The organism is Pseudovibrio sp. JE062 (genome assembly GCF_000156235.1).
In the GTDB taxonomy this organism is placed as follows: Bacteria; Pseudomonadota; Alphaproteobacteria; order Rhizobiales; family Stappiaceae; genus Pseudovibrio.
The window spans coordinates 891,348-903,798 of the sequence record NZ_DS996805.1 but is presented as its reverse complement, the minus strand read 5'-3'; the positions used below and the strand labels follow the sequence as shown (position 1 = coordinate 903,798).

At 52.6% G+C, this 12,451-nt stretch carries 2 protein-coding genes; one reads left to right on the top strand and one right to left on the bottom strand.

Translation table 11 applies throughout. The features are described 5' to 3' along the window. The first annotated feature begins 6 nt into the window (after window positions 1-6). Complete coding sequence (locus PJE062_RS03755) at window positions 7-11,730, top strand: LysM peptidoglycan-binding domain-containing protein (protein WP_008547055.1); 11,724 nt, start codon at window positions 7-9, stop codon at window positions 11,728-11,730. Here the strand turns inward: PJE062_RS03755 and PJE062_RS03750 are convergent. After that, complete coding sequence (locus PJE062_RS03750; protein WP_008546813.1) at window positions 11,723-12,448, bottom strand: aspartate/glutamate racemase family protein; 726 nt, start codon at window positions 12,446-12,448, stop codon at window positions 11,723-11,725. The genes PJE062_RS03755 and PJE062_RS03750 overlap by 8 nt on opposite strands. Between the last annotated feature and the right edge of the window lie 3 nt (window positions 12,449-12,451).

The window sequence follows — 12,451 nt, the reverse complement described above, 5'->3', positions numbered from 1 at the left end:
AGGAAGATGAACGAGCACAGCCCAATCGAACCCTTCGAGCCCACCGTCCTGCCGCAGGACGAAGCCCTGTCTTCCGATCTCACCAGCCTGATCCAGCAGTTCATGTCCGCTGCCGATGACCTGAACACTTCATTCTCCAGCAGTATCATCGCTAAACTCACAGGAGTTCTGAAGGGCAAGAAGCTACGGTATTTCGTTTGGCAGGATGAGAGATCCGGCAGTGTTGCAAACACAATCAACATGCTCCGCTCAATGATTTCTCTTGGATTTCAAGTAGATGTAGAGCTGATTTACAACAGCGCCCAGAAAACACTGCTGCAAGAACTGGCCGAGCTACTCCCCGGTTTTGACCCGGTAGCCCGCGCCCCATACACATTAAACGGCATCACAATCACATTCTTCGCCTATGAAGAAACAACCGTCGGCGAGATCACCCATCGCCAGGTGCGCGGCCTGAAAAGCAAAATGCCTCTCTGCCTGTGCGGCGGCGGTGACATTCCCAACATCGACAACACAAGCATCGCAACAGCCGTAAAGTGCGATTACTTCGTCCTGCTGCAACCCTATCTCTGGTCAGCAGAAAACAGCGCAAGCAACTCCAAAATCATCCTTCCGGGTCTGAAACGCTCCATAAATCTGGATGACCAGCTCGTCCTGCAAGGCGATCAGTTCGCCTATCGCAGCTTCAAACAGGATCTGTCTGCCAAACCCAATTGGACAGCGCTTCAGAAAATCCCGAATGCCAACAAAAAGGCGCTAAGTGCTGCTCAGAACATCACAAATGCCATTGGGAAGTCAGCACAAAGCGGCATTGAGTTTTTCCCGGTCGCAAGCCTGCCCAGCTCCTCAAGAGACAAAACCTCTCTGGTAGGCAGTGCAGAAGGGATCGCGCTCGAGCTGATCGCCGCTGCAACTCTGCTGCAAAAGCAAAAGGCATTTTCCAAAAAGCCAGTTGTCATCGCCATTCTGGATGATCTCTCCAGCTCCACATGGCAAACACTGGAGCACTATTTCCCAGAAAAAAACGCGTCTAATCAAAGCACAACGAGCGGTCAGGATGAGCTGACAAAGAATGTGAGTGCTTACTGCAAAGCGCAGCAACTTTTCCGAAATACCTCAGGCTCAGGCATCGGGATCTACTTGAACAAGGATCTATCCGGAGCGGCTGGTAAAGCGTTCCTGAGCAAGCTGAAGCCCGGCTCAACTGTCGTCACCACACTACAAGGCTTGCCGCCGGAGGCGATCAATCATTTGTATGCCGTAGCCACCTTGCCCGGCGTTCTGCAGGGCACCAAGACCTCCAACCTCGCGGTAAATCTGGGCAAGCCATTCTTCAAGCTGACGGATTTCACAGTAAACCCATACCCCAGCACATTTGGAAACGGCAGCGGAAAGGCAGCCAGCAGCACATCACCAACAACCGCAGCGCTGCTCGATATTTCCAAGAACCAGATTGCGCTGGGTCTTTCTGCGTTTCAGGAGGGCTTCAAGGCCTCAATGCCGCCAAACGAGCTCGCCCAATCGATCTCCGAGATCACCACACAGGTCAGATCCGGAAAAGGCGAGTATTTCGAATACTATAACGGTCTCAAGCAATACTTTACCGCGCCGCAAAACGATAAACTCCTGCAAGCTCTAGGCTTTCTTGCTGCAAGATTTGCTCTCGTCAAAATGACAGAGAGCATCTTCTCCGATCTGAGCCGGCTAAAAGAAACTCTTCAGGAGGCTATGAAGGACGGCAAGCTATCGCTCATCCCTGACGTTTTGAAAGATGGCCTATTTCACCAGTTCCTCACGAGCATTCTAAGGGGCGGCACTCTCAATATAGGCTCTGCAAAAGATCCGGTCTCCATCAAGTCTGTCTATAGGGCGAAGAAGCTCAGCCAAATCATCGTTAAGGGCAAAACCTCTGATTTTCTCGGCACAGAACTCACTGTCACGCTCACTGTCTCCAATGTAGGCCGCGCCACGAAGAAAAACGGACAGAATTACAAGGTCCGCTTGGAAGTTGACCTGCAAAAACTCTCGCTGCCCGGTGTGGAATGGTTCGCGCTGGAAAATACAGGCTTATTCGCGGAGTTCTCAAGCAACGGCGCAAGACTGACGGGCGGCGTGCAAACCTCTGTAGAACTTGGCGAAACGCTGGTGCCGTTCCAGATGAACTTCCCAAGCTCGGCCAGCAACAAAATGGTGGTGCAGGGGGCATTCGCCAATGAAGCAGCACCATCACTGAATGCGGTATTCACTCTCATCGGCGGCATGAACTTCGCCAACTCAATCCCATCAGAACTCGCTGATCTGAACGAGCTAAACATCGACGGACTGCGGTTCAATTACGATTCAACCAAGAAGACCATCGAGAGTTTCCAGATCTCTCTGAAAGATAACAAGGAATGGGACTTGTTTGGCGGGCTGAGCATCAAAGACCTGAGCTTTGATGTGACAGCACAGCAGCCGACAGGAAGTCGAAAGGTCAGCTGGGTCACCTCGACAAAAGCAGTAATCGGCACGAGTGACAACCCACCAACGCTTAATGTTTCCGCGACCTATCCGCAAACAACAGTCACTGCAACGCTGAACCCGGATGGGCCAAACTTACCGGTCGACGATCTCGTCGATGCATTGCTGCCAAAAGGCTATCACCTCAACGTGGGCGCTGATATCGCGAACCTGTCTCTGGAGTACACTCCAGGACAGAGTAAAAACAACAGCACATACGCTGTACAAGCTGGGGTGGATCTGGAAGGCTGGACGATCTCCTTGGCCCCGGCAAGCTTTGAGCTGAAGGACATCTACATCGATGTCAAAGGCATCGGAAGCAACTCCACTGGCACCATAAAAGCCTCCACAATGCTGTTTGAGGGGCTACCGCGTGTAAAGGCGGAGCCTGTGAATGTCTCAGCAACCTTCGACACACAAAACCATCTCTGGACCTTTACAGGAGAGCAGGGCGACACACCGATAAAGGTCAGCCAGATCATTGCAGCCTATCTCGGCAGTGGCTGGGCAACCGACAAGTTCGATCTGGATGTTACAGGCCTGAATGTTACGTTCTCAACGGGTAGCGGAAAAACCGCTTCCAGCTACGAGTTTGGCGGCACAGTCGACTTTTCAAATAAAGGCAAGAAAAAAGTCAGCTGGCTGCCTGAAAACGTCACTTTCACCGCAAAGATCGGCAACTCTGGTGGCAACGAGCTGTGGCTACCCACCAACAACGCCCGCATTCCCGTGTTGATCGAACAGGATGAGATTGTTTTTCTGGAATCGGATCACTCACTTCCTCGCTTCGAAAAATCCTCCAACGACAACCAGTATGCCTTGCTGACCGCTGATATTGTCTGGAATAAAATCGGCCTGACAGCCTTCTATCAATACGGAAAAAAGAAGTCCGCCTTTGGCATTCAGTGGGGTGCTTTGAGTGCTGAGGTCAACGAGCAACAGATCGCCAAGATTAAGTTCACGGAGGCAACCACTCTTGGTGGCATTATTGAAACCTTTGTCGAATGGATGACAGGCGCCAGATTTGGCCTTGCCGCACCGTTTGATTTGCTCAACGATGTGAAACTCTCCGACCTTGAACTCACCTGGGATCTCAAGAACGAAACGGTGAGTTTCGGGATTGATATCGGTCCCATCGATTTACTGATCGCCTCAGTCAATAAGATTGACGTCAGCTACAACAAAACAACTGGGGTATCTGTTTGTGTGGGGGGACATTTTCCATGGCCGGAAAACGGAGAAGAAGCAACCAGTCTAAAGCCTTGGCGCGCCGATAAACCCTCAACAACCCCAAGCCCTGGTGGAGCAGGAAACAAGTATCTGGACCTGAGGCTCCTGGCAGGTGGTCAGCATGTGAATGTCAAAGGGCTGCAGCAGGTCAATACGGTGCAGCAAGCCGTTGATATTCTTAGCTGCCTTCCTGAACCATCAGCGGACAAAATCCCAAGCATTGGCTTCGACGGAAACATCAACTGGCTGTTCGCCACGGATTTTGGTGTTTTGCGTATCGACTCCAGTAAAGAACTTGGACAGGAGCATTGGGGAGAGTTGGAGAAGAGCGGTGCCCAGTATGCGTTCACGCTGCAAGTCGTTCTGACGGACCCCAGTCTCTACGCCTTGCGTATCGCGTGCAGCGGCAAAGCAGCCAAAGTGTTCTCTGGCCTCGACTTTCAGGTGATCTACAAGAAGGTCTCAGAAGGGCTTGGCAAGTTCTCTGCCTCTATCCAACTGCCGGAGATTATGCGCCGCATTGATGTGGGAGCCGTCACAATCACGCTGCCTACGTTCGGTATTGAGGTCTATACCAATGGAGACTTCCAAATCGATGTGGGCTTTCCATGGAACAACAACTTCTCCCAATCCTTTTCCGTTGAAGCCATCGTGCTTCCGGGCATCCCTGTTAAGGGCGGTGGCGGGTTCTATTTCGGTAAGCTACCTGCTGCTTCCGTGAAGGGCCTACCTGTATCGAAGTATGGCTTCTTCAATCCCAATCTGGTATTCGGGTTTGGGGCGCAACTGGGGCTCGGAAAGTCCTTCGAAATGGGCATCCTGAAAGCAGGTTTCAGCCTCACTGCTTTTGGCATCTTGCAAGGCATTCTGGCCAAATGGAATGCGTATCATAACAAACACACCGACAGCAGCAACGCCTTGTCCTTGCAGGGGGAATACTTCTTCTCGCTCACCGGCACCTTTGGCATCATCGGAAAACTCTATGGTTCCATTGATTTCGCCATCATCAAAGCCTCTGTAAACATCAGGATCGAAGTCAGCGCCCAGATCAAGCTTGCGTCCTATGAACCAATTCCGATCACCATCGCAGCAAAAGTGGACGTCAGTGCCTCTGCAAGCATCGATCTTGGTCTGTTCACTATCAAAGTAAGCTTCAGTTTCTCCGCCCATGTGCACACCACCTTCACATTGGGTGCGCTCCAGGATCCGAAACATGCACCTTGGCTGGATCACTCAGAAAGTCATGAAGGTCTGTTGGCGTCACCATTGGCAGAGCGTCTGGCTCTTTACAGCCGCGTCCCGATGCTGCCAGCAGGGTATGAAGCGGAGCCCATAGAGTTCAACTGGGGTAATCTAAGGGCGGCCTCAGATCCATCAAAGAACCGCTTGGAGATCCATTTGGGCTATGGCTTGACACTGGCCAAAGATGAAAACTGGTCGCCAGCAGCGCAAGGACGCCCGCCACAACTGCCGTGTTACGTGGCGAACCTGTTCATTGAAGCTCCTGAACCCGCAAAGCCGCAGGGCACCGAGCTCTTTGAGAAAGCCTCTGTAGGGCAGCCGGACACCGCCTTTGAAGCTCTGGCAAAGATGACCACGCGGTGGCTGATCGCGGCGACGATGGGTGATGAAGAGGTGACGGCTAAAGAAGTCGATCGTCACTCCATCAGCGCGGTTGAGATTAACTCTATTTTGGACACTCTGAGCACTCTGGAAACCTCACCTGATGCGCTCACCGAAAGCGATATCTCGCAGTTCCTTCAGCAACAGTTCCAGCTGGATATTGCAGTGCCAGCAAGGAAGGGTGAGGCACAGGCCACTTACTTCCCGATGGTGCCGGACCTCAGCCTCGCGTTGAAAGTGGGAGATCAAACCACGCTCTCCTACAGCTTTGGCGAGTTCAACAAAATCAGCTCCAACTATCTGCAGGACTTAACAAATTACTTTAACCAGTTAGCCGTTCAAGTGGAAAAAGAAAGCGGCAAAACCTCTTCTGAAACTACATCGAAAAACGCACAAACATCAATTGCATCATATATTTATCAGAATTACTTCATGCTGATCATGAAGCAGATGATGCAAAGCCTTCTGGATGGTCTGCGCGACTTCAACTATCCGCTTGTTTCAGGCGAAACACCAAATGGCATCGTGGCTTGGGTGATTAAAAATGGCGGAACTGGCTATACCCTGGCGGATCTTTTCAAGACCAACGGAGCCCACCCGCTGACTAGCAATATTGATCTTACAATCCCAACCGCATCACTGGTGGTGCCTGCAGGCAAAACCCTCAAGCAGCTTGCTGAGAAGAACCAGCTCAACGCGACGGTCAAAGTCGCCGACCTCATCTGCAAGAACAAAGGAGTTGCTGGTCTTCTGCAAAATGGTACTAAGATCACCTACACAGCATCTGATGGCACCAAAACTACCCACATAACGTCAGGCAGTGAAACCTTCTGTTCAGTTGCCAAGGCTCTGGGTGTTTCACTGGAAGAACTAAGCACCAACAGCTCAATCCCCACCCAGCAAAACCTGCTCGTGGCTGGCACAACATTGCAACTGCCTCAGTTCAAACATAAGACAGGCGAAACAGATACGCTCTCTTCAGTTGCGCAGAAGTTTGAGACAAAGGCAGAAGCGCTTGCTCTGTCTGCGAATGGAAACATCACGGACCTGTTTGTTGTGCCTTCCAGCGGCTCTTCAAACGGCCTCAGCATCGCGCATCTGCCGCAGTTCTGTGTGGGTGAACTCATCAAGGAGGTGCAGCGCACGGGCGGTATAACCCATCTGTCCGGTATGGCCTCTCGCTACTATTTCCACGGCATGCGCCTGCCCACAAAAGACATCACACCGCTGACAGAAGGTATGTGGGTTCAAAAGGATAAGGTCGGAAAGCTCACGTTGCCTGAAGAAGCTGGCCTGTTTGCACTTTCTGGGCAGCAGATTCCCATCCCAACACCGCTCACCACCTCTTTCTCCATGCTGCTAGGCAAGCCCAAAGATGCCGATTGGATCACACTCGGTAACGATACAAACCCGCTGCCATATCCGGTGGTGGTGCCGAAGGATGACGAGAAGTCCAGCAAAGACTATGAGCGCATTGAAGCGATTATCAAATGCGGTGCAAAAGGGTATCTGCCAGCAGGGCCCTGCCAACTTTCACTGCTTGCAAGCGTCAACCAGCAGCCAAGCGCATTCCCGATCCCGCATTACATCAACTGGCAGAGCGCAAAGTCCATCCCGGTTCCATCAAGCTCAAGCACACCGAAATCCAACTCGCAGTACCTCCGCCTTTGGACACTTTCAGGAGCTTTGACGGCACTGGGTGCAATGGATGGTGAAGCGCTACCACCGCACATGATCGTTGAGCAGGCCGCTCAGGATGCCGCCACCGGCAAAACCATCAAAACACCACTGGTAAACTTTGGCTGGACGTCAACCGTCGAGTTCTCAATCAAAAAGCTGCCTCAACAGCACAAGAAAACGAGCAATGAGACCACAGGAGCATCAGATAGTGCTCTGAAAACCACCTATGAGCTGAACGGTGTCAGCTCATCCGGCTCTGTGGTGCTGGAGCGCATGCTGCAATCACTGCCTGAAGACCACAGCTTCGCCTCCATCACCCTAGGCTACACCAAAGGCTCGCAAAGCAGCGGAACCCATTTTGTAGGTGAGGGCGGGAGCAACGTCACTTTCGGCATCTCGCAGACGAACTTGTCTACCGTCACAAATCCGGGTGGTGAGCTTTTCCTTCATGAAAGCAGCCAAATTACAGGTCCAACGCTGCTCAATACGCCGATGAACCTTGTGAAGCTGCTGTGGGAAGCAGGTATCACCAACTCAGGTGGGTTCTACCTCTACTACACCGCTGATGATGGACAATCAGGCCTTCCCTCAAGCATCTTCAACGAAAAGGGCGAGGCCACGCTCACGCTCGTTATCATTCACGAGGACCAACAGCTCCTGCATCCTTACATCAACGGCCTTGCAACAGCGCAGCCGCTGGCAAGTTCTGAGGCATCACTGACAGCTTCGGCTAAAGGTGAGTTGGTGGAGCACACCGTGCAACAGGGCGATACACTAGCAAGCATCGCACGGCTCTATCACTCCAACCTCAACTCACTCATCGCGAATACTTTGTCGCCGGAAGGTGCTGAGATCGAGCTGGCTAAAGGCAAAACAATCCTCATAGAGCAGGGCACCTACATGGTTCCGCAAAGCACCAGTGCGCCCGGAGCCTCCTTTGCCAGCATTGCCCTGCGCTTTGGCACGACGGTCGATAAACTCAAGCAAATCAATCCGGGCCTGAAAGACGAAAACCTGCCCGCAGGCACGCCTTTGCGGTTGCCTGCAGTTGAACTGACCATTGCCGCAAAAACCCTCAGTAACGACCTGATCAAACTGACGGGCCTGAAGAAAATCGCAGGGTACTTCAGCACCGAGCCAATTGTGATTGCCACCAGCAATGCGGCACAGGAAGGCCTTCTGGAAACAGGTCAGACACTTACCACCCGTGCAGGCCCACTGTCCTTTCAGCCGGGCGAACACCCCGGAGTTCAGTCCCTCAACGCAAAGCGAGCCAAACCGCAGCCGATCCCATCAAGCGGCACCGGCACAGATTACGCCAAGGCTCTGCTCCTCAACAACTACAGTCTGCTGGCCTATCAGGTGACAGAAAATCAGGACTTCAAATCGAGCAATATGGGGCTGCCCATCGGCGCTTCTGGTAAGTCCACATCACCTGATGAAAACAAAGTCAGGTATGTGCTGGAAGCATCAGCTGGCGATGCAGAACAGTATCATGGAGCTATTTCTTATCTGGGTCTTGTGAAAGACAATGGAAAGGACAAGCCCCTCAATCCTTACATAGCAAATGGCAGACTGCTGCAAACCAAACTTGGCTGGAACGACTATTACGGCAACACCATCCTTTCCACTCTGGATGATTACGCCGATCCAGCCGGAAAGCTCAGCAACAAGCCCGCTCTACAAGGATACACCGACCAGATCATCCCGCTCTCCCAATGGCCTTCCACATCCGCCAGTTGGACTGTTGCTATGAGCAAAGATCCTGAAAAGACCTTTACGCTCTTGGTCTCTTTCAGCTTCGATACCAGCCCCTTCCTTCCGCAAAAGGGTCAGAACCCTTCCATTGCACAGCAACGTGCACGTTCAGCTCTGGTCATCGTGGAAGACATGCTGGCTCAGTTTGAAGACCCCAACGGGTTTGCTGTGGAGGTCGACACGTCACTGGTGAGCGATACCTACGCGCTAACAGCTGGTGAATTGAAACAGCTCATAGGCTGGTGGCAGCACATTCAAAAGTTCCTTCAAAAACACAGTGCTGCGGGAGGGAACGAAACAGACCCAAAATTCACCATTCCATCCCTGAAACTTCCAGTCACAATAGCGCTTGCGGATGTCCGTACTGATCAGGTCTTCGAGCTGGTGACAAAGCTCATCTTCAAACGCACTCATGGCATCGCGGTTGGAGACTATGCTGCGGACCCGCTGGCGCGTTCAGTGGCTAACACAATCGCCATTAAAACCAATGTCTCCGCGCCCAAACGGTCTGATACAGAGCCGAAGAAACCCAAACCGGATATCCTTGCAGAGTTTGCAGAATGCGTTGCAAAAGCCATTCAGGGACCGGATTTTCAGATGATGGTCGCGTCCGGCATCAACCGTTACGCCCCATCTGCGGGGCTATCGTCTAACGCCACATGGGCGGTCAGAGTAGGGCGTCAGGACGGTGATCCAATCTCGTTCCGGATCACAGATGAATGCCAGCCCGAACTCTACGCGCCATTACCAGTCAGCAACACACTGATCTCCCGAAGTGCCTCCGTCTATCCATACACCAGCCTTGATGACTTCGACCCTCAAACGGGTAAGTTCACGGGTACGCCAGTCAAAAGCACATTCTCCAACGTGGAAATGGATGTGTGGCTCAAGCAATACTTCGAGTTTTTCGATGGTCTGCTCTCGCCAAAGTATTCATCCTCCATCCTGTTCATCGACCATCATCTGCAGTCGCAGGCAGCAAAAGATGGAACGCCGAAAACCACCGGCTTTATGGAGCAACTGGCAGATCAGAAAGAAAGCCTTGCCGGGATCACGGCTAACATGCTCGCACCGATCTATCAGGATGGGGCGAGTACCCGCTTAGCCTCAGCGCAGGAAACCTTCCGCCAGTCACTGCTGAATGAGCTCTCCAACCTCTACACCACACAAGCAGCCATCTCCTTTGGTGTCGATGTGACTGCTAGCATTCCACTGCTAGGAAACGAGGAAACACCGCAGCTTTACGGCAACATAAGCCACAACAGTATCGAAAATTGCTTGCCGCAAACTGAGGAAAAATCAAGCCCTGCAACCAGCAAGACACACTCCAGCTTGATCTCCATGACCTCGCCAAAACTGAAGCTTCAGCAGGACGAGGAACAGCCACTCACATTCCTGCTGGAGGCCTCAGAGAAACTGGGTGAGACCACAGAGTGTCTCTGTCTGGATCTTTGCTACAAGGTCACGGCTCTGGAACACCAGATCAGCCCAGTTAAAAACATCGAGGGCTATAAGGCCTCTAGCTGGTTGTCGCCAATCACAGCCGAAGACACGCCGGTGCTGGAAAAGTCTCTGGGTTCCTTCAAACTGCCAATCCTGCTGCGCAGCTTCCCCGAAACTCCGAGGATGGTCTCCCAAGCTGGCCCGGCCTTTGATAAGACGGCCACGCAGCTGAGCAAAATCACCCGATGGGATTATGAATACACCTACGGCCTGAACTTCCACTATTTGCAGGACAAAGCCCATGGCCAGATTGAGTTCAACATCAAGGATAAACCTGCAAATGAACTCGCAGGCTTCCTTGATGCCTTCGCTGAGCTCGCCCAGTTCATTTCCGTTGCAAATAATCTCTCCGCCATTCTGGACCAATACGTGCCCGTCATCAGCGCGGCAAAGCAGGACGACGCGGCTATAGAAGATGCTGCCAGTGTCCTATCTGCGATCATCAAGATCAACGAGGACATCATAGAGGCAGCCTCAGCGGCCGGAAGCCTGAGTATGCTGACAACCTCGGCAACAAAGGAAGGGTCTGAGAGCTATAAGTTCAGCATTCTGGAGGAAAATCAGGCCTACACCTTAAACAACGAAGACACAGCAGATCGATGGGTGGTCAAACTCATTTTGGAAGACTGCAACAATCTTAAAGGCCTCACCGGAGAGCCCGCCGTCGAAATCCCCGAGTGGACCAGCCATCTGGCCTCAAAAGCCTGCGAAAAGGGCAAGAAAACCTACACCTACTATTACACGCAGGAGAAAAAGAAGAAGATCACGTACCTGAAGCAGGACATCGCGCAGTCGATCAGTGATCGGCAGGTGATCCTACCGGGGATGCAGGTGCTGGCCCGACAGGATGCCATCGCTTCCATGTATATGACCCGAAACAACAACATCTTCGGCAAGATCAATGAGGGCTTTGTCTTCAGAACGCCGACAGCCACCTTCAAAACCCCGTTCCACCCAACTCTCTCCAGCTATCAGCCGCTTAACATCGCGTGGCTGGATGAACCGAAGGGAGAGCCAGGCAAATGCAGCCTGACAGAGCATCTGAACAATCTGTTCTGCAAGCTGTTCAAGAATGAGTTTGTCGGGGACGTCACTCTCCAGCTCAACATCGGCTATGCCTATCACCTGGCTGAGGGACTGACTGAAGAGCCGATTGATCTGCCAATCGCACTCCTGCCACCAACCCCGATCACCATAACCACGAAAGGCAAGCCCAAGGGAGACATCATCAAGAACCTTGCGAAATCCATCACAGACTGGGCAGCGATGCACAAGCCGTCCTGCAACAATGCCAGACTGAACTTCGCACTCAACATCATGTCCAACCTGACGGAAAACCCGATGCCCTTGCTCAACCTGCAGGATCTCTACCTCTGCACCGATGACATCGAACCGCCACTCCCGTCCTATGAAGGGCAGTTTGAAGAGGCTAGATGAAGCCGGGGAAGGCCATGCGATGGGAGGAGGCGTGCACCATGCTCGCAAGGGTGATGATGTCAAACACGGGCCGATTGACTTTCGCTTGCAGTTGATGCGCATACGGCGGCAGGTCAGTGCATTCCAAAACGATCGCACCAATCTCCGGAGAGCGCTCCACCATGCTTTCTGCCGCAGCCAACAGCTCACTCGTCACTTTGCCCAAATCCATCTGCGTACGCTCACCGTGCAGGATCACAGAGGAGAACTCCGGGGCTTCATCCAGACCTTGCACTACAATTGGCACGTCAGAGGCACCAACACCTTCCAGATGCTTGTCTGTCAAAGAAGACGCCGAGGCCGTGATGACGCCAACAGGAGCTTTGGTCATGTGATAGGCCAGCGGCACCTGAATGAGAGACGACACAAACACAGGGATGGAAACGGCTTCAGCAATCTCCTTTTGAAAGATCGCCAGAAACCCGCAGGAGCCGGTGATTGCGTGCACGCCCTGATCCTCTAACCGCTTTGCCGCGCTGATAATCGGCTCCAGCAGCTCAGGAGAGGGATCAGCCAGCAGCTTTTGCACGGTCAGACCATGAAGGATTTCGTAGGTCGTCGTAAACGGCAGGCTGGAGGGGTTCTTGATGTGTCCCGGAGGCTTCGGGAAATAGCTCTCTAGAGAAAGAACGCCTATTGAAACGCCGCAGATGTTTTGGCCGCCACTATGAATGGTCATGGT